Source organism: Pseudomonas sp. TWI628 (genome assembly GCF_039673865.1).
In the GTDB taxonomy this organism is placed as follows: domain Bacteria; phylum Pseudomonadota; class Gammaproteobacteria; order Pseudomonadales; family Pseudomonadaceae; genus Aquipseudomonas.
In genome coordinates, this window is the sequence record NZ_JBDJMM010000029.1 from 66,379 (window position 1) to 83,495 (window position 17,117).

The 17,117-nt window shown below is 64.0% G+C and carries 18 protein-coding genes; 6 read left to right on the forward strand and 12 right to left on the reverse strand.

The features are described from left to right. Positions 1-43: 43 nt before the first annotated feature. The gene (locus ABE528_RS21405; RefSeq protein ID WP_152956971.1) at positions 44-679 is read right to left on the reverse strand and encodes a TetR family transcriptional regulator; all 636 of its coding nucleotides are present in this window, start codon (positions 677-679) and stop codon (positions 44-46) included. A 122-nt stretch (positions 680-801) separates the two neighbouring features. Beyond that, a complete protein-coding gene (locus ABE528_RS21410) occupies positions 802-1,254 on the reverse strand; it encodes a phage infection protein (RefSeq protein WP_346654005.1) in 453 nt (150 codons plus the stop codon). Between the two features lie 341 nt (positions 1,255-1,595). Between ABE528_RS21410 and ABE528_RS21415 the strand changes: the two genes are divergently transcribed. Then, a complete protein-coding gene (locus tag ABE528_RS21415; protein ID WP_346654006.1) occupies positions 1,596-3,662 on the forward strand; it encodes an AsmA family protein in 2,067 nt (688 codons plus the stop codon). A gap of 28 nt (positions 3,663-3,690) precedes the next feature. On the opposite strand, the gene ABE528_RS21420 is transcribed toward ABE528_RS21415, so the two are convergent. Further along, on the reverse strand, positions 3,691-4,221 hold the full coding sequence (locus ABE528_RS21420) for a ferritin-like domain-containing protein (RefSeq protein ID WP_152956968.1): 531 nt from the start codon (positions 4,219-4,221) through the stop codon (positions 3,691-3,693). A 48-nt stretch (positions 4,222-4,269) separates the two neighbouring features. Further along, positions 4,270-4,611 (reverse strand): osmotically-inducible lipoprotein OsmE, encoded by a 342-nt coding sequence (osmE, locus tag ABE528_RS21425; RefSeq protein ID WP_110633567.1) that lies wholly within the window; start codon positions 4,609-4,611, stop codon positions 4,270-4,272. Between the two features lie 123 nt (positions 4,612-4,734). Between osmE and ABE528_RS21430 the strand changes: the two genes are divergently transcribed. Beyond that, positions 4,735-5,625, forward strand: a complete 891-nt coding sequence (locus ABE528_RS21430; protein WP_152956967.1) for a triacylglycerol lipase — start codon at positions 4,735-4,737, stop codon at positions 5,623-5,625. On the opposite strand, the gene ABE528_RS21435 is transcribed toward ABE528_RS21430, so the two are convergent. Further along, positions 5,622-6,494 carry a DMT family transporter gene (locus tag ABE528_RS21435; RefSeq protein ID WP_346654007.1) on the reverse strand — a complete coding sequence of 291 codons (873 nt, stop codon included), beginning with the start codon at positions 6,492-6,494 and terminating at the stop codon, positions 5,622-5,624. The genes ABE528_RS21430 and ABE528_RS21435 overlap by 4 nt on opposite strands. Positions 6,495-6,633: 139 nt before the next feature. Between ABE528_RS21435 and ABE528_RS21440 the strand changes: the two genes are divergently transcribed. Together ABE528_RS21440 and ABE528_RS21445 are read left to right on the forward strand one after the other, a co-directional pair. Beyond that, positions 6,634-6,921: a PsiF family protein gene (locus ABE528_RS21440; RefSeq protein WP_152956965.1), complete on the forward strand. Its 288-nt coding sequence runs from the start codon at positions 6,634-6,636 to the stop codon at positions 6,919-6,921. Between the two features lie 70 nt (positions 6,922-6,991). Further along, a complete protein-coding gene (locus ABE528_RS21445; protein WP_152956964.1) occupies positions 6,992-7,999 on the forward strand; it encodes a hypothetical protein in 1,008 nt (335 codons plus the stop codon). Between the two features lie 36 nt (positions 8,000-8,035). On the opposite strand, the gene ABE528_RS21450 is transcribed toward ABE528_RS21445, so the two are convergent. Further along, on the reverse strand, positions 8,036-9,307 hold the full coding sequence (locus tag ABE528_RS21450) for an Hsp70 family protein (RefSeq protein WP_346654008.1): 1,272 nt from the start codon (positions 9,305-9,307) through the stop codon (positions 8,036-8,038). A 163-nt stretch (positions 9,308-9,470) separates the two neighbouring features. Here ABE528_RS21450 and cbpA point away from each other — a divergent pair, with 163 nt between their 5' ends. After that, positions 9,471-10,439: a curved DNA-binding protein gene (gene cbpA, locus ABE528_RS21455; protein WP_152956962.1), complete on the forward strand. Its 969-nt coding sequence runs from the start codon at positions 9,471-9,473 to the stop codon at positions 10,437-10,439. A gap of 2 nt (positions 10,440-10,441) precedes the next feature. Then, a complete protein-coding gene (locus tag ABE528_RS21460) occupies positions 10,442-10,747 on the forward strand; it encodes a chaperone modulator CbpM (RefSeq protein WP_152956961.1) in 306 nt (101 codons plus the stop codon). Between the two features lie 64 nt (positions 10,748-10,811). Here the strand turns inward: ABE528_RS21460 and ABE528_RS21465 are convergent, their stop codons facing one another. The 6 genes from ABE528_RS21465 to urtA form a co-directional block, all read right to left on the reverse strand. Further along, positions 10,812-11,327: an N-acetyltransferase family protein gene (locus tag ABE528_RS21465; RefSeq protein ID WP_346654009.1), complete on the reverse strand. Its 516-nt coding sequence runs from the start codon at positions 11,325-11,327 to the stop codon at positions 10,812-10,814. Positions 11,328-11,358: 31 nt separating this feature from the next. Then, a complete protein-coding gene (gene urtE, locus ABE528_RS21470) occupies positions 11,359-12,057 on the reverse strand; it encodes an urea ABC transporter ATP-binding subunit UrtE (RefSeq protein WP_103445856.1) in 699 nt (232 codons plus the stop codon). Positions 12,058-12,076: 19 nt separating this feature from the next. Next, on the reverse strand, positions 12,077-12,934 hold the full coding sequence (gene urtD, locus ABE528_RS21475) for an urea ABC transporter ATP-binding protein UrtD (RefSeq protein ID WP_152956958.1): 858 nt from the start codon (positions 12,932-12,934) through the stop codon (positions 12,077-12,079). Beyond that, positions 12,931-14,010, reverse strand: coding sequence for an urea ABC transporter permease subunit UrtC (urtC, locus tag ABE528_RS21480; protein ID WP_346654010.1), 1,080 nt, complete (start codon positions 14,008-14,010; stop codon positions 12,931-12,933). The genes urtD and urtC overlap by 4 nt, the downstream gene beginning before the upstream one ends. Further along, on the reverse strand, positions 14,010-15,497 hold the full coding sequence (gene urtB, locus ABE528_RS21485; RefSeq protein ID WP_346654011.1) for an urea ABC transporter permease subunit UrtB: 1,488 nt from the start codon (positions 15,495-15,497) through the stop codon (positions 14,010-14,012). Before urtB ends, urtC begins: the two co-directional genes overlap by 1 nt. 138 nt (positions 15,498-15,635) lie before the next feature. Further along, positions 15,636-16,901: an urea ABC transporter substrate-binding protein gene (gene urtA, locus ABE528_RS21490; RefSeq protein ID WP_152956955.1), complete on the reverse strand. Its 1,266-nt coding sequence runs from the start codon at positions 16,899-16,901 to the stop codon at positions 15,636-15,638. Positions 16,902-17,117 lie beyond the last annotated feature (216 nt).

Sequence of the window (17,117 nt, forward strand, 5' to 3'; positions counted from 1 at the left end):
GTGGGCGCTCGTCGCTTTCGGGCAGGGCGCCATGGTAGCAGAACTAGGGTTGTGGGTTGCCCAGCCCTTGCCAGTGGCGCGCACCGACGAAGATGAAGCGCAGTTGCTGGGTGATCTTTTCCTGAGCGCTCAGCACCTGTGGATAACCCGGCTCCGGACTGTCGATCAGTTCCGGCAGGGTGGCGAACACGGTCTTCACCACCAGGTCGGCCATCACCGCCAGCGCGGCGTTGTCCAGGTGCTGCCAGCGCTTCATCCGCGCAAGGTCCGTGGCCAGGTCGTCGCTGATGTCCTGGCGCAGGCGGGCGATGGCCTGGCGCACGGCTTGCGAGCCGCCATACTGCTCGCGGGCAAGGAACAGGAACTGCGCGCGGTGGGCGGCGACCACGTCGAGGAAGATGCGCACGGACGCGTCGGTGATGCCGCCGAGCTCGAATTCGTTATGCCGCACCAGGCGGATGGTCTGGCGGAACGTGGCATCGACTTCGGCTACCAGTGCCAGGCCCAGGGCGTCCATGTCGGAAAAGTGCCGATAGAAGCCGGTAGGCACGATGCCTGCCGCCTTGGCCACTTCGCGCAGGCTCACACTGCCAAAGCCACGGCCGCTCTCCATGAGCTGGCAGGCGGCGTCCAGCAAGGCCTGGCGGGTCTGTAGCTTCTGTTCGGCGCGCGGCAGCATGGGGCGGGCTTCTGTGACGGTGAGGCTGGGCACTCTAGATAAAAAAACGAAGCCCGGTCAATGGACCGGGCTGGGAGGGGAGCAAGCGGTGTGACAGAGATTGTTCTTTTCGGCCATGGCGATCAGCTCACATGACTGATTTCAACCAGACGATCCGAACCACCTTCGGCAACACGGCCAGAGCGTTCGATCAGGCGGTCCGAGCCACCTTCGGCAACACGGCCAGAGCGTTCGATCAGGCGGTCCGAGCCACCTTCGGCAACACGACCGGAGCGTTCGATCAGGCGGTCCGAGCCACCTTCGGCAACACGGCCAGAACGTTCGATCAGGCGGTCCGAGCCACCTTCGGCAACACGACCGGAGCGTTCGATCAGGCGGTCCGAGCCACCTTCGGCAACACGGCCAGAGCGTTCGATCAGGCGATCCGAACCACCTTCGGCAACGGTTTTGAGCGGTTGGGCGATTTCAGCAGCGCTGGAGCGAGATTCGGCGGTCAGGTGCTGGTCGGCAGCTGGCAGGGCGAAGGCGTTGGCCGCAAGGATCGACAGGGTCAGGGTCAGCAGGGTGCGTTTCATGGTTCGGTGCTCCTCTTGGGGGCTGGAAAGTGGGTACGAAGCCAATGTTACGCCCGGTGTCGCCAGAGAGAAGTTCATACGGGTAATGGTAACAATCGACGGTATTGATAGCGTCCGCCGAAGGCTCTATTCCAGCTATTTCAGGGTGGTTTGCGGCTATTTGCCAGTAACGATTCGAGGGGCTGGGCAACCCTGCCCAAGCGCAAAAGCTGCGCAAGAAACCCGAAAAAAACTCGCTATCATGGCGGCCTCCGATAAAACCCTGCGGGTTTTCATCAGTCCGAGATCTTGAGTGCCATCGTTACGCCTGCTTTGTGCCAAGCCGTCAGGAGAATCACGCAATGACGCGTCCCGCCAGAATCCTCGTCTGGACCTTAACCACCCTGTTGACCCTGCTGGCGATCCTGGTAGTGATCATCGCCACCTTCGACTGGAACCGCGTCAAGCCGCTGCTCAACGAGAAGGTTGCCGAGGCCTTGCACCGGCCGTTCGCAATCAATGGCAACCTCGCCGTGCACTGGCGCACCGAGCCGGAAGAAGGCGGCTGGCGCGCCTGGGTGCCGTGGCCGCACTTCATTGCCGAAGACCTGGTCCTGGGCAACCCTGAATGGCTCAAGGAGCCGCAGATGGTCGGCCTGGAGCGTGTGGAGTTCCGCCTGGCGCCGCTGCCACTGCTGTTCCAGCAGATCAGCATCCCGCGCATCGACCTGACCAAGCCCACCGCCAACCTCACGCGCCTCGCCGATGGCCGCGCCAACTGGACCTTCGACTTCGGGCCCAAGGACGAGAACGAGGCGCCGTCCAAGTGGCAGCTGGACATCGGTGCCATCGGCTTTGACCAAGGCAATGTCAGCTTCGATGACCAGACCTTGAAAACCAGCATGAAGGTGCAGATCGATCCGCTCGGCAAACCGATCCCTTTCAGTGAAATCGTCGGCAAGGCCAGCGCCGAAAAGGCCGGCGGCGCTCAGGATTATGCGTTCGGGCTCAAGGCTCAAGGCCGCTACAAAGGCCAGCCGGTGTCCGGCACCGGCAAGATTGGTGGCCTGCTGGCGCTGCAAGACGCCAGCCAGCCGTTCCCGCTGCAGGCCGACGTGCGTATTGCCGATACCCATGTGGTGCTCGCCGGTACCCTGACCGACCCGCGCAACCTCGGCGCACTGGACCTGCGCCTGCGCCTGTCCGGTGCCAGCCTGGGCAACCTCTACCCGTTGACCGGCGTGACGTTGCCCGACACCCCGGCCTATTCCACCGATGGCCGGCTCAGCGCCAACCTGCATGCCGCCGAAGGCGCGACCTTCAATTACCAGGGCTTCAACGGCAAGATCGGCGACAGCGACATTCATGGCGACCTGGCCTTCGTCGCCAGCCAGCCACGGCCCAAGCTCTCCGGCAACCTGGTGTCCAACCAGCTGCTGTTCAAGGACCTGGCCCCGTTGATTGGTGCCGACTCCAATGCCGAGCAGAAAGCCCGCGGCGGTGCCAGCAAGCAGCCGGCCGACAAGGTGCTGCCGGTGGAAGAGTTCCGCACCGAACGCTGGCGGGCCATGGACGCCGACGTCACCTTTGCCGGCAAGCGCATCGTGCACAGCGAAAAGCTGCCATTCAATGACCTGTCCGCCCACGTGATCCTCGACGACGGCCTGTTGCGCCTGGAGCCGCTGCGCTTTGGCGTGGCCGGTGGCAGCCTGGGCTCCAACATCCGCCTGGACGGCCGCAACGTGCCTTTGCAGGGGCGCGCCCAACTGACAGCGCGAGGCTTCAAGCTCAAGCAGCTGTTCCCCAGCTTTGCGCCGATGCAGACCAGCTTCGGCGAGCTGAACGGCGACGCCGACATCAGCGGCCATGGCAATTCGGTGGCGGCGTTGTTGGGCACGGCCAATGGCAACCTGCGCCTGCTGATCAACGATGGTGCCATCAGCCGCAGCCTGATGGAGATTGCCGGGCTCAATGTCGGCAACTACGTGGTGGGCAAGCTGTTCGGTGACGAGGACGTGAAGATCAACTGTGCGGCGGCGGATGTCGGCATCAAGGACGGGCTGGCGACTACGCGGTTGTTCATCTTCGATACCGAGAACGCGATCATCTACATCAACGGTACGGCCAACTTTGCCAGTGAGCAGCTGGACTTGAAGGTCACCCCGGAATCCAAGGGGCTGCGGTTGTTCTCGCTGCGTTCGCCGCTGTATGTGCGCGGGCCGTTTGCCAAGCCGAGTGCCGGGGTGCAAGCGGTGCCGCTGGCGTTGCGCGGGGCGGGGATGCTGGCGTTGGGGGTGGTTGCCGGGCCGGCTGCCGGGTTGCTGGCGCTGGTGGCGCCCAGCAGCGGCGATGAGCCCAACCAGTGCACGCCGTTGCTGCAGCAGATGAAAGCCGGCAAGGCGCCGGCTGCGGTGAAAAAGCAGAAATAGCAGGGGGGGCGCAAAGCGCCCCCAGCAATTACAGCCCCTGAAGCAAGTCGGACATATCGTCCGCGTGCTCTTCTTCCTGGGCCAGGATGTCTTCGAAGATACGGCGCGTAGTCGGGTCTTTATCGCCAATGTACTGAATGATCTCGCGATAGCTGTCGATCGCAATCCGCTCCGCTACCAGGTCCTCCAGCACCATCTCCTTCAGCGAGCTGCCCGCCACATACTGCGCATGGGAATTCCTGGTCAGGTTGTCGGGGTTGAAGTCCGGCTCGCCGCCCAACTGCACGATGCGCTCGGCCAGCTTGTCGGCATGCTCGGCTTCCTGATTCGCGTGTTCGAGAAATTCGCTGGCCGCCACGCTGGCCTTGATCCCGCTGGCCATGAAGTAATGGCGCTTGTAGCGCAGCACGCAAACCAGTTCGGTGGCCAGCGACTCATTGAGCAGGCGCAGGATTTCCTTGCGATCGGCGTGGTAACCCTCGGTCACCGCGCCTTGCTCGACGTGCTGGCGGGCACGCTCGCGCAGGGTTTGCACATCGGTCAGTTCAACGTTGCTCATGATTGTCTCCAAACAGATCAGGACGGGTGGTCAAGGTGAACAGGAGGCTCAAGCGCCATGGGCGGCTTTGCTGTCTTCTTCTCGTTGCTTGCAGGTCTTGAAGCCCTTGGCATCGACATGGCCGGTGGCGTCGAAGCGCACGTAGTACGGCTGCTGGTGGCCGTCGCGGTTGAGGATGTAGTCGTTGCAGGTACCCCCGTGCGGCAGGTCGATCACGTTCGATGGGCTGCCGCCGATGGCGATGACCTTCTGCATGGTCATGCCGTTTTCCACCTGTTTGACCAGCGGTTCGTCGCGGTAGGTGACATGGTCCACCGGGTTTTCCGGGTGGCTGCTGCAGGCGGCCAGGGCGGCGCTTGCCAGAAGGATTGCCAGGGTCTGCTTGTACATGGTCCCGCTCCTTGCAAAGGGTCTGTTTGAGTTGGAACCGCGAGAAGCGTCGGGAGTTCGATTGCGGTGGTCATCGAAGCAGCGCTAGTGTTGGCCGATCGTCCACGCAAAGGGGCTCAAGCCATGCAGCAGGAGTTGGCCACGCGATACCCGTTGGTGCTGGTGCCAGGCATGCTCGGTTTTGTCCGGGTGCTGCTTTATCCATACTGGTTCGGCATCGTGCCGGCATTGCGCAAGGGCGGTGCGCAGGTGTTTCCGGTGCAGGTCTCGCCGCTGCATTCCAACGAGGTGCGCGGTGAGCAGTTGCTGGCGATCATCGAAGACATCTGCCAGCGCACCGGCGCGGCAAAGGTCAACCTCATCGGCCACAGTCAGGGGGCATTGAACGCGCGTTATGCGGCGGCCAAACGGCCGGATCGGGTGGCCTCGGTCACGTCGGTGGCGGGGCCCAATCATGGTTCGGAGCTGGCCGATCACCTTGAGCGCAGGGCGCCAGGTCACTCACCCCAGGGGCGCCTGCTCAAAGCCATCCTGCATGGCCTGGCAGTATTGCTGGTATGGCTGGAAACCGGCTGGCGGCGCGACCCGCTGCCGGTCGACCTGCATGCTTCACACCAGGCCCTGACCAGCGCCGGCGTGGCCCTGTTCAACCAGGCTTATCCACAGGGGCTGCCAGAAACCTGGGGCGGGGAAGGGGCATACGAGGTGGGCGGCGTGCGCTACTACTCCTGGTCCGGCACCTTGCAGCCCGGGCTGACCGACCAGGGGCGTAACCGCTTCGATGGCAGCAACCGCTTCTGCCGGTTGTTCGCGCGCAGTTTCGTCAGGGAAAAGGGCCATTGCGACGGCATGGTCGGGCGTTTCAGCTCGCACCTGGGGCAGGTGATCGGTGATGACTTCCCGCTCGATCACCTGGACATCGTCAACCAGTCGCTAGGCGCCGTGGGCAAGGGTGCCGAGCCGCTGCGGCTGTTCACCGAACATGCGGCGCGGCTCAAGGCAGCAGGGCTCTAGCGGCGCACCGGGGTGGTCCAGCGCTCGGCCAGAATGACCCCGACCAAGGTCAGCAAACCACCGATCAGGTGATAGCTGGCCAGTCGTTCGTCCAGGACCACCGCGGCGATCAGTGCGGTCACCACCGGCAACAGGTTGAAAAACAACGTGGTACGGCTGGGCCCCAGGCGATGCACGGCCTGCATCCACACCAGCGGCGCGATCATCGAGGCGAGCACGCAGGCGTACAGCACCAGGCCGATGTTGTGGCCGTTCAGGCCAGTCTTGGCCGAGAGCAGGAACAGCGGCAGCAACACCAGGATGGCCACCAGCACTTGCAGGTACAGCAGCTGCAACGGCGGCAGGCGCAGCTGCCATTTCTTCAACAGGAAGCTGTACAGCGCGTAGGCCAGGGTCGCCACCAGCATCAGCAGGTCGCCGCCGTTCAAGCCTTGTTCCAGCAGGATGCCCGGCTGGCCGGCGGAAACCACTTCGAGCACGCCGACGAACGACACCACGGCGCCTGCCAGGGCGCCGTAGCTCAGGCGCTGCCCCAGCCAGGCGATGGACAGGGCCAGCGACATCAACGGCATCAGCGAGAGGATGATGCCCATGTTGGTGGCGCTGGTAATGCCGGCGGCGAAGTACGCCAGGCTCTGATACACGGCCATGCCCAGCACGCCGAGGATGGCCACCTTGCCCAGGTGCGGGCGGATGGCCGCACGGTTGCGCCACACGGCGGGCAGCAGGAACGGGGTGAACAGTGCGCCGGCCAGCAGCCAGCGGTAGAAGCCGATTTCGGCAGGGTAGATGGCGCCGGCCGACATCTTGGTGACCACGGTATTGCCGGACCAGATGAGAATGGCGAAAAGGGGAAACGCGTAATTCATGCAGCAACAGACTCTTTCGTTTTGGCAGTGACGCCTGGCTGACCATTATGAAGGCCCATGCCCGGGCAAAATGTAAAAAATCTTGTCTACACTCAGGCGCATGTCCGTGCATCGGGCGCGGAGTCAAGGAGACCACTCCATGAAAATGCTGCACATGCCCCTGCTGGTGTTGGCCGTGTTGTTCAGTGCGCAAGGATTTGCCGCCAACACGGCGCAACAGGAAAAGATGAAAACCTGCAACGCCGACGCCACCACCAAGGCGCTCAAGGGTGATGAACGCAAGGCGTTCATGAGCACTTGCCTGAAGAAGGACGTGCCCCAGTCGCAGCAGGACAAGATGAAGACCTGCAACGCCGACGCCACCACCAAGGCGCTCAAGGGTGACGAACGCAAGGCGTTCATGAGCGACTGCCTGAAGAAGAAGTGACCTGCGCCTATGCCTGTGCCATGAAGGCTGGCAGACTGCGGGCATTCCCGCCGTCTGCCGTCGAGGCTGTATGACTTTCACCCCCCGCCAGATCACCCTGGCCAGCCTGATCATCGTCATGGCCGGGCTGCTGCTGGCTTTGCCCCTGAAGTTGCTGCCCAGCCTGCTGGCCGGGCTGTTGGTGTTCGAACTGGTGAACATGCTCACCCCGCGCCTGCAACCGCTGATCGCCGGGCAGCGTGCGCGCTGGCTGGCGGTGGCGCTGCTGGGTGTGCTGGTGGTCAGTGTGCTGACCCTGCTGATTGCCGGTGCCTTCAGCTTCCTGCTGCACGAAGCCGAGAACCCCGGCGCCTCGCTGGACAAGTTCATGACCTTGGTCGAACGTGCCCGCAGCCAGCTGCCGCCGTTCATCGAAGCCTACCTGCCGGCCAGTGCGGCGGAGTTCAAGGTGGCCATCGGTGACTGGATCAAGAGCCACCTCAGCGACCTGCAGCTGGTGGGCAAGGGCATGGCGCACATGTTCGTGACGCTGCTGATCGGCATGATCCTTGGGGCCATCATCGCCCTGCAGCGCATTCCCGACATTTCCCGGCGCAAGCCCTTGGCTGCGGCCCTGTTCGAGCGGCTGAACCTGCTGGTGCAGGCGTTTCGCAACATCGTCTTCGCGCAGATCAAGATCTCGATGCTCAACACCGCGTTCACCGGTATTTTCCTCGCCGTGGTGTTGCCGTCGTTCGGCGTGCACCTGCCGCTGACCAAGACGCTGATCGTGCTGACCTTCCTGCTTGGGCTGCTGCCGGTGATCGGCAACCTGATGTCCAACACCCTGATCACCATCGTCGGCATGTCGTTGTCGATCTGGGTGGCGGCGGCGGCGCTGGGCTATTTGATCGTGATCCACAAGGTCGAGTATTTCCTCAACGCGAAGATCGTCGGTGGGCAGATCAGTGCCAAGGCCTGGGAGCTGCTGCTGGCGATGTTGGTGTTCGAGGCGGCGTTCGGCTTGCCGGGGGTGGTGGCGGGGCCGGTCTATTACGCCTACCTGAAGAGTGAGCTGAAGCGGGCCGAGCTGGTCTGAAAGATTGCTGGGGCTGCAAAGCAGCCCCAGGATCGCTCAGGCAGCGCCGTAGCGCTTGCGGGCCTCGATAGCCAAACCGCTACCGATGCTGCCGAAGATGTTGCCTTCTACATGCCGCGCATTCGGCAGCATCGCCGCCACGCTGTTGCGCAGTGCCGGGATCCCGCTCGAACCCCCGGTGAAGAACACCGTATCGACCTGGCCCGCGCTCACGCCAGCCTTGGCCAGCAACTCGCTCACACTGGCGCGCACCCGCTCCAGCAGCCCTTCGATGGCCTCCTCGAACAGCACCCGGGTCAGGTCGACACTCAGTTCGCGCTCGACACGGCTGAGGTCGACGCGGCGGCTGGCCTGGTCGGTCAGCTCGATCTTGCTGGCCTCCACTTCCATCGCCAGCCAGTGCCCGGCGCGCTCTTCGATCAGCTTGAACAGGCGATCGATGCCCAAGGTATCCTCGATGTCGTAGCGCATGCTGCCCAAGGCCAGCTGCGATTTCTGCGAGTACAGGGCGTTGATGGTGTGCCAGGTCGCCAGGTTCAGGTGGTAGCTGGTGGGCATCAGCGCGCCACTCTTCATCCGGCTGCCATAGCCGAACAGCGGCATCACGCCCTGCAGGCTCAGTTGCTTGTCGAAGTCGGTACCGCCGATGTGCACGCCGCCGGTGGCGAGGATGTCGCTCTGGCGCTCGGCCACCAGGTGGCGCTCGGGCGACAGGCGGATCAAGGTAAAGTCCGAAGTACCACCGCCGATATCGACGATGAGCACCAGTTCTTCACGGCTGATGCCCGACTCGTAGTCGAACGCTGCGGCAATCGGCTCATACTGGAACGACACGTCCTTGAAGCCGATCTTGCGCGCTACCTCGGCCAGGGTGTCCTCGGCCTCCTGGTCGGCGGCCGGGTCTTCATCGACGAAGAATACCGGGCGGCCCAGCACCACCTGCTCGAATTCACGACCGGCGGCAGCCTCGGCGCGCTTTTTCAGCTCGCCGATGAACATGCCCAGCAGGTCCTTGAACGGCAGGGCGCTGCCCAGCACGCTGGTGTCGTGCTTGATCAGCTTGGAACCCAACAGGCTCTTGAGCGAGCGCATCAGGCGGCCTTCGTAGCCTTCCAGGTACTCGTGCAGCGCCAGGCGACCATACGCCGGGCGACGCTCCTCGATGTTGAAGAACACCACCGACGGCAGGGTGATCTTGCCGTCTTCCAGGGCGATCAGCGACGAGGTGCCCTCGCGGTGCCAGCCGACCGTGGAGTTGGAGGTGCCGAAGTCGATGCCCAGGGCGCGGGCCGGCGATACGTCAGACATGGGAAAAGGCTTCCGGAGGCAAAACGGCCGCGCAGTGTATGCGAGTTGGCTACAGAATCAAGACCGATCGTCTGCCTTGAGGCAACCCCAAGCGCACCTTGAAAGGCTATGCTTGAACCCTATCTTCAGCTGCAACACGAAAATTCACACTGGTGATCCATAGATGGACTTCAAAGACTACTACAAGATACTCGGCGTAGAGCCCACGGCGGACGAGAAGGCGATCAAGGCCGCGTACCGCAAGCTGGCGCGCAAGTATCACCCTGACGTCAGCAAGGAACGTGACGCCGAGGACAAGTTCAAGGAGGCCAACGAGGCCTACGAGGTGCTGGGTGATGCGCAAAAGCGCGCCGAGTTCGACGAAATCCGCAAGTACGGCGGCCAGCATGGCCGGCCGTTCCAGGCGCCACCGGGCTGGCAGAGCCGTGGCGGCGCGGGGGGCGCTGGCGGTGGCTTCGAGGGCGGTGACTTCTCCGACTTCTTCAGCTCGATCTTCGGAGCCCGCGGCGGTAACCCGTTCGGTGGTGGCGGCCGGCAACAACAACGCAGTGCCGGTAGGCGAGGGCAGGATGTGGAACTGGAACTGGCGATCTTCCTGGAAGAAACCCTCAGCAAGGAATCCAAGCAGATCAGCTTCCAGGTGCCGCAGACCAACGCGGCTGGCCAGCGCACCGGGTTCACCACCAAGACCCTGAACGTGAAGATCCCCGCCGGGGTCACCGACGGCGAACGCATCCGCCTCAAGGGCCAGGGTGCTCCGGGTGTTGGCGGCGGTGCCAATGGCGACCTGTTCCTGACCGTGCGCATGGCACCGCACCCGCTGTTCGATGTCGAAGGTCATGACCTGATCATCACCGTGCCGCTGGCGCCGTGGGAGGCTGCCCTGGGTACCAAGGTGGCGGTGCCGACCCTCACCGGCAAGATCAACCTGACCATCCGCCCCGACAGCCAGAGCGGCCAGCGCCTGCGTGTGCCAGGCATGGGCCTGGCGAACAAGAACGGCGAGCGTGGCAACCTTTATGCGCAGCTGAAAGTGGTGATGCCGCCGGCTTCCGACGCTGCTACCCGTGAACTGTGGACCCAGCTTTCCGAGAAAGCGGCGTTCGACCCGAGGACACAATGGAGTAAGTGATCATGAGCAGCACCCTGATCGTTCAACTGGACATGCGAACCCTGTGTCAGGAAGCCGATATCACGGCTGACTGCGTGATCGAAATCGTCGAGCACGGCATTGTCGAACCTTCCGGGCGAACGCCGGAGGACTGGTTGTTCGACGATCAGGCGCCGTTGCTGGCCAAGCGCGCGGCGAAGCTGCATCAAGAGCTGGAACTGGAATGGGAAGGGGTGGCGCTGGCGCTGGAACTGTTGCAGGAACTGCAGCAGTTGCGCAGCGAGAACAGCATGCTGAAGCAGCGGTTGGGCAGGTTTATCCAGATGTGATATTGGCTGTGCTGGCCTCTTCGCGGGTTTCTACGCGAAGAGGCCAGCACAGCCCACATCCATCTCAGCTGGGTTCAGCCCCCGGATTCAGCACCAGCTGCATGAAGGTCAGGTCCAGCCAGCGGCCGAACTTCACCCCCACCTGCGGCATCTGCCCGGTCACCACGAAGCCCAGTCGCTCATGCAGGCGTACCGAGGCGGCATTGCCACTTTCGATGGCCGCGACCATCACATGCTTGCCACACTCACGCGCCCGCTCGATCAGCGCCACCATCAACACAGGCCCCAGGCCCTTGCCACGCTGGTCGCCGCGCACATACACCGAGTGTTCCACGGTCAGGCGAAAACCCTCGAACGGCCGCCAGTCACCGAACGACGCATACCCCAGCACGCCGCTGTCATCCACGGCCACCAGGATCGGGTAACCCTGCAGCGCCCGTGCTTCGAACCAGGCCTGGCGGTTGGCGAGGTCCACCGGGGTTTCGTTCCAGATCGCCGTGGTGTTGCGCACGGCGTCGTTGTAGATGTCGAGGATGCCCGGTATGTCGGTGGCCAGGGCATCGCGGATTACGTAACTCATGACAGCGTCTCGCAGGATCGTTGACTGCAGATTAAATGGTTACCAGCCCGCGCACACCTTCGGCCTGCATGTTTTCACCCCGGCCGCGCTGGATGATTTCGCCACGGGCCATGACCAGGTACTGGTCGGCCAGTTCTTCGGCGAAGTCGTAGAACTGCTCCACCAACAGGATCGCCATGTCGCCCCGCTCGGCCAGGCGGCGGATCACCGCACCGATTTCCTTGATCACCGAGGGCTGGATACCTTCGGTCGGTTCGTCGAGGATCAGCAACCGTGGGCGGCTGGCCAGGGCCCGGCCGATGGCCAGCTGTTGCTGTTGGCCACCGGACAGGTCGCCGCCACGGCGTTGCTTCATCTGCTCCAGCACCGGGAACAGTTCATAGATGAACGCGGGTACTTCACGTGCCTCGCGGGCCGGGAAGCGCGACAGGCCCATCAGCAGGTTTTCCTCGACAGTCAGGCGCGGGAAGATTTCCCGGCCCTGGGGCACGTAGGCGATCCCGGCGTGCACCCGCTGCTGGGGCTTGAGCGTGGTGATCGGCTTGCCTTCCCACTCGATATTGCCTTCGCGGGCCGGCACCAGGCCCATCAGGCAGCGCAGCAAGGTGGTCTTGCCCACACCATTGCGGCCCAACAGGCAGGTGACTTCGCCGACCTTGGCTTCGAAGGACAGGCCGCGCAGGATGTGGCTGCCGCCGTAGTACTGGTGCAGGGTGTCGATTTTCAGCATGTCTTGTCCTTGGTATTGATCAGCGACCCAGGTAAACCTCGACCACCCGCTCATCCGCCTGCACCTGTTCCAGCGACCCTTGCGCCAGCACGCTGCCCTGGTGCAGCACGGTCACATGGTCGGCGATGCTGCCGACAAAGCCCATGTCATGCTCCACCACCATCAGCGAGTGCTTGCCGGCCAGGCCCTTGAACAGCTCGGCCGTGAACTCGGTCTCGGCATCGGTCATGCCCGCCACCGGCTCGTCGAGCAGCAGCAGTTGCGGCTCCTGCACCAGCAACATGCCGATCTCCAGGAACTGCTTCTGCCCGTGCGACAGCAGGCCGGCCTGGCGCTGGGCCAAGGGCAGCAGGCGCAGGGTGGTCAGCACCTCCTCGATGCGTTGCTGCTGTTCACCGCTCAAGCGGGCCGCAAGGCTGGCCCACACCGACTTGTCGGTCTTCAACGCCAGCTCCAGGTTCTCGAACACGGTCAGTGCCTCGAACACCGTGGGCTTCTGGAACTTGCGGCCGATACCGGCCTGGGCGATCTGGTATTCGCTCATGCGGGTCAGGTCGAGGGTGTCGCCGAAGAAAGCGCTGCCGCTGTCGGGGCGGGTCTTGCCGGTGATCACATCCATCATCGTGGTCTTGCCGGCGCCGTTGGGGCCGATGATGCAGCGCAGTTCGCCGACGCCGATGTACAGGTTCAGGGCATTGAGGGCCTTGAAACCGTCGAAGCTGACGCTGATGTCTTCAAGGCTCAGCACCGTGCCGTGGCGGGTATCGAGACCGGCCTTGCGGCTTTGGCCCAGGCCAATGGCGTCGCGGCCGGCGCCGAGGTTGTCGAACACAGGTTCCAGCATGAATTCCGGGTGGACCGGGGGCACGCCTCTCATGGCTGGCTCCTTTTCTTCAACAGGCCGACCACGCCCTTGGGCAGGTACAGGGTGACGAGGATGAACAGCGCACCGAGGAAGAACAGCCAGAACTCCGGGAACGCCACGGTGAACCAGCTCTTCATGCCATTGACCAGGCCGGCGCCGAGCAGCGGGCCGATCAGCGTGCCACGCCCGCCCAGGGCGACCCACACGGCGGCTTCGATGGAGTTGGTCGGTGACATTTCGCTGGGGTTGATGATGCCCACCTGCGGTACGTACAGCGCACCGGCCATGCCACACAGTACGGCGCTGAGCACCCACACCAGCAATTTGAAACCACGCGGGTCGTAGCCGCAGAACATCAGGCGGTTCTCGGCGTCGCGCACGGCGGTGAGCAGGCGGCCGAACTTGCTTTGGGTCAGGCGCCAGCACAGGTACAGGCTGGCCAGAAGCAGGCCGACGGTGAGCAGGAACAGCACTGCGCGAGTGCCCTGCGCGGCGATGTCGAAACCGAGGATGGTACGGAAGCTGGTGAAGCCGTTGTTGCCGCCGAAGCCGGTTTCGTTACGGAAGAACAGCAGCATGCCGGCGAAGGTCAGGGCCTGGGTCATGATCGAGAAGTACACGCCCTTGATCCGCGAGCGGAAGGCGAACCAGCCGAACACCAGCGCCAGCAACCCTGGCGCCAGCACCACCAGGCACAGGGCCCAGGCGAAGTGCTGGGTGCCGGCCCAGTACCACGGCAGTTCGCTCCACGACAGGAAGGTCATGAACCCAGGCAGGCCGTCGCCGGCCGCCTGGCGCATCAGGTACATGCCCATGGCGTAGCCGCCGAGGGCGAAGAACAGGCCGTGGCCCAGCGACAGCAGCCCGGCATAGCCCCAGACCAGGTCCAGGGCCAGGGCGACGATGGCGTAGCAGAGGATCTTGCCGACCAGGGTCAGGGTGTAGGCCGAAACTTGCAGCGAGTGATCAGCCGGCAGCAGCGACAGCAGCGGCAGGGCCAGCAGCAGCGTGACGACGACCGCGCCGATGGCCAGCGACAGCCGCGGCCCGGCCTTTTGCGAAGCGGTGACAAGCAGTGGCTGGTTCATCAGTCGATTACCCGTCCCTTGAGGGCGAACAGGCCTTGCGGGCGCTTCTGGATGAACAGAATGATCAACGCAAGGATGAGGATCTTGCCGAGCACCGCACCAATCTGCGGCTCAAGCAGCTTGTTGGCGATGCCGAGGCCGAATGCCGCCCAAAGGCTGCCGGCCAATTGGCCGACACCGCCGAGCACCACCACCAGGAACGAGTCGATGATGTAGCTCTGGCCCAGGTCCGGGCCGACGTTGCCGACCTGGCTCAAGGCCACGCCGCCAAGGCCGGCGATGCCCGAGCCGAGGCCGAAGGCGAGCATGTCGACGCGCCCGGTGGAGACGCCGCAGCAGGCCGCCATGTTGCGGTTCTGGGTGACGGCGCGCACGTTCAGGCCCAGGCGTGTGCGGTTGAGCAGCAGCCAGGTGAGCAGGACCACGGCGAGGGCGAAGCCGATGATCACCAGGCGGTTGTACGGCAGCACCAGGTTGGGCAGCAGCTGAATGCCGCCGGACAGCCAGGCCGGGTTGCTCACTTCGACGTTCTGCGCACCGAACAGCAGGCGGATGGCCTGGATCAGGATCAGGCTGATACCCCAGGTCGCTAGCAGGGTTTCCAGCGGTCGGCCGTAGAGATGGCGAATCACCGTGCGCTCCAGGGCCATGCCGACCCCGGCGCTGACGGCGAAGGCCACCGGCAGGGCGATCAGCGGGTAGAACTCGATGGCGCCGGGCGCGTAGCGTTGCAGCAGCACCTGGACCATGTAGGTGCTGTAGGCACCGAGCATGAGCATCTCGCCGTGGGCCATGTTGATCACCCCGAGCAGGCCGAAGGTGATCGCCAGGCCGAGCGCGGCCAGCAGCAGGATCGAGCCCAGCGACAGGCCGCTGAAGGCCTGGCCGAGCAGTTCGCCGACCAGCAGTTTGCGCTTGACCTGGGCCAGGCTGGTTTCGGCGGCGGTGCGCACGGCCGCGTCGCTCTCGGCGTCTGGTTGCAACAGCGCTTCGAGGCGGGTGCGGGCCAGCGGGTCGCCGGTGTCGCCGAGCAGGCGCACCGCAGCCAGGCGCACGGCCGGTTCGCTGGCGCCCAGTTGCAGGTTGGCCAGGGCCAGGCCGAGGGCAGCGTGCACGGCGGGGTCCACTTCGAGGGCGAAGCGCCGGTCGAGGAAGGCCATCTGCGCCGGTTGTGCGCTCTTTTGCAGTTGTTGGGCGGCAGCCAGGCGCGTGGCGCTGTTGTCGCTGAGCAACTGGTGGCTGGCCAGGGCGTTGTCGATCAGGCCGCGCAGGCGGTTGTTCAGGCGCACCTTGCGGGTGTCATCGGCGGCGATGCGGCCTTGGCGCAGGTTGTCCAGCAGCGGCAGGCGCGCGGCATCGGGTTGTGCCGCCCAGCCTTCGAGCAGTTGAGCCTGCTCGGCGGGCTTGGCGGTGAGGAAGAATTCGCCCTCGCTGGCCTGGGTGGCCAGGGGGATCAGCAGGAGCAGGGTGAGCAGCAGTCTGAGCATGCGAGTAATCCTGAAAATCGGCGGTGGATTCTTCGCGGGTGAACCCGCTCCCACAGGGACCGCGCCGGTTTCAGACCTTGCACCGTACCTGTGGGAGCGGGTTTACCCGCGAATGGGCCGCATAGCGGCCCCATGCACTCAGTTACCTTTCACCGCGTAATCAGGCCGTTTGTCATTGCCCGGGATGAACGGGCTCCAAGGCTGTGCCCGCAGCGGCTGCTCGGTCTCCCAGACCACGCTGAACTGCCCGTCACCCTGGATCTCGCCGATCATCACCGGCTTGTGCAGGTGGTGGTTGGTCTTGTCCATGGTCAGGGTAAAGCCCGACGGTGCCTTGAAGGTCTGCCCGGCCAAGGCTTCGCGGACCTTGTCGACATCGGTGGACTTGGCCTTCTCGGCAGCCTGGGCCCACATGTGGATACCTACGTAGGTGGCTTCCATCGGGTCGTTGGTCACGGCCTTGTCGGCCCCCGGCAGGCCCTTGGCCTTGGCGTAGGCCTTCCAGTCGGCGACGAACTTCTGGTTGACCGGGTTATCCACCGACTCGAAGTAGTTCCACGCCGCCAGGTGGCCCACCAGCGGCTTGGTGTCGATGCCGCGCAGCTCTTCTTCGCCCACCGAGAACGCCACCACCGGCACGTCGGTGGCCTTCAGGCCCTGGTTGGCCAGTTCCTTGTAGAACGGCACGTTGGAGTCGCCATTGACGGTGGAGATGACCGCGGTCTTGCCGCCGGCGGAGAACTTCTTGATGTTGGCGACGATGGTCTGGTAATCGGCATGGCCGAACGGGGTGTAGACCTCTTCGATGTCCTTGTCGGCCACGCCCTTGCTGTGCAGGAAGGCGCGCAGGATCTTGTTGGTGGTGCGCGGGTAGACGTAGTCGGTGCCCAGCAGGAAGAAGCGCTTGGCGCTGCCGCCATCCTCGCTCATCAGGTACTCGACGGCCGGGATGGCCTGCTGGTTGGGTGCGGCGCCGGTGTAGAACACGTTGGGCGACATCTCTTCACCCTCGTACTGCACCGGGTAGAACAGCAGGCCGTTGAGCTCCTCGAACACTGGCAGCACGGATTTGCGCGACACCGAGGTCCAGCAGCCGAACACCACTGCGACCTTGTCCTGGGTCAGCAGCTGGCGGCTCTTTTCAGCGAACAGTGGCCAGTTGGAGGCTGGGTCGACCACCACCGGTTCGAGCAGCTTGCCATTCACACCGCCCTTGGCGTTGATCTCGTCGATGGTCATCAGCGCCATGTCCTTGAGCGAGGTCTCGGAAATCGCCATGGTCCCGGACAGCGAATGCAGGATGCCGACCTTGATGGTCTCGGCGGCCTGGATGCTCCAGCTCAGGCCCATGGCGGCAATGGATGCGCTGAGGGTAAAGGCCTTGATCAGACTGCGACGCTTCATGTGCTCTCTCTCCGCTGAGTTTTTTTATGGTGTTGGCCAAGCGGGGAGGGGCGTTGCAAGGGGTGTGCCTAGTGGCGGAAGGTGCGTGATAGAGGGGTTGTGCGAGGTGTTGGGGCGTTTAGCCGATCCAGGTTGGTGCCTTGGAGATTTGTGTGCACAGGATTGGGGCCGCTGTGCGGCCCATCGCCGGCAAACGCCGCACCCCCCCGAAAATTG

What these genes read in the sequence shown, in the direction of transcription:
- urtE (WP_103445856.1), bottom strand. Translation starts at nt 12,057, where the DNA reads ATGCTGAAAATCGACACCCTGCACCAGTACTACGGCGGCAGCCACATC.
- ABE528_RS21460 (WP_152956961.1), top strand. Translation starts at nt 10,442, where the DNA reads ATGAGCAGCACCCTGATCGTTCAACTGGACATGCGAACCCTGTGTCAG.
- ABE528_RS21415 (WP_346654006.1), top strand. Translation starts at nt 1,596, where the DNA reads ATGACGCGTCCCGCCAGAATCCTCGTCTGGACCTTAACCACCCTGTTG.
- ABE528_RS21435 (WP_346654007.1), bottom strand. Translation starts at nt 6,494, where the DNA reads ATGAATTACGCGTTTCCCCTTTTCGCCATTCTCATCTGGTCCGGCAAT.
- ABE528_RS21420 (WP_152956968.1), bottom strand. Translation starts at nt 4,221, where the DNA reads ATGAGCAACGTTGAACTGACCGATGTGCAAACCCTGCGCGAGCGTGCC.
- urtD (WP_152956958.1), bottom strand. Translation starts at nt 12,934, where the DNA reads ATGAGAGGCGTGCCCCCGGTCCACCCGGAATTCATGCTGGAACCTGTG.
- ABE528_RS21430 (WP_152956967.1), top strand. Translation starts at nt 4,735, where the DNA reads ATGCAGCAGGAGTTGGCCACGCGATACCCGTTGGTGCTGGTGCCAGGC.
- urtC (WP_346654010.1), bottom strand. Translation starts at nt 14,010, where the DNA reads ATGAACCAGCCACTGCTTGTCACCGCTTCGCAAAAGGCCGGGCCGCGG.
- urtB (WP_346654011.1), bottom strand. Translation starts at nt 15,497, where the DNA reads ATGCTCAGACTGCTGCTCACCCTGCTCCTGCTGATCCCCCTGGCCACC.
- ABE528_RS21450 (WP_346654008.1), bottom strand. Translation starts at nt 9,307, where the DNA reads ATGTCTGACGTATCGCCGGCCCGCGCCCTGGGCATCGACTTCGGCACC.
- cbpA (WP_152956962.1), top strand. Translation starts at nt 9,471, where the DNA reads ATGGACTTCAAAGACTACTACAAGATACTCGGCGTAGAGCCCACGGCG.
- ABE528_RS21405 (WP_152956971.1), bottom strand. Translation starts at nt 679, where the DNA reads ATGCTGCCGCGCGCCGAACAGAAGCTACAGACCCGCCAGGCCTTGCTG.
- urtA (WP_152956955.1), bottom strand. Translation starts at nt 16,901, where the DNA reads ATGAAGCGTCGCAGTCTGATCAAGGCCTTTACCCTCAGCGCATCCATT.
- ABE528_RS21410 (WP_346654005.1), bottom strand. Translation starts at nt 1,254, where the DNA reads ATGAAACGCACCCTGCTGACCCTGACCCTGTCGATCCTTGCGGCCAAC.
- osmE (WP_110633567.1), bottom strand. Translation starts at nt 4,611, where the DNA reads ATGTACAAGCAGACCCTGGCAATCCTTCTGGCAAGCGCCGCCCTGGCC.
- ABE528_RS21440 (WP_152956965.1), top strand. Translation starts at nt 6,634, where the DNA reads ATGAAAATGCTGCACATGCCCCTGCTGGTGTTGGCCGTGTTGTTCAGT.
- ABE528_RS21445 (WP_152956964.1), top strand. Translation starts at nt 6,992, where the DNA reads ATGACTTTCACCCCCCGCCAGATCACCCTGGCCAGCCTGATCATCGTC.
- ABE528_RS21465 (WP_346654009.1), bottom strand. Translation starts at nt 11,327, where the DNA reads ATGAGTTACGTAATCCGCGATGCCCTGGCCACCGACATACCGGGCATC.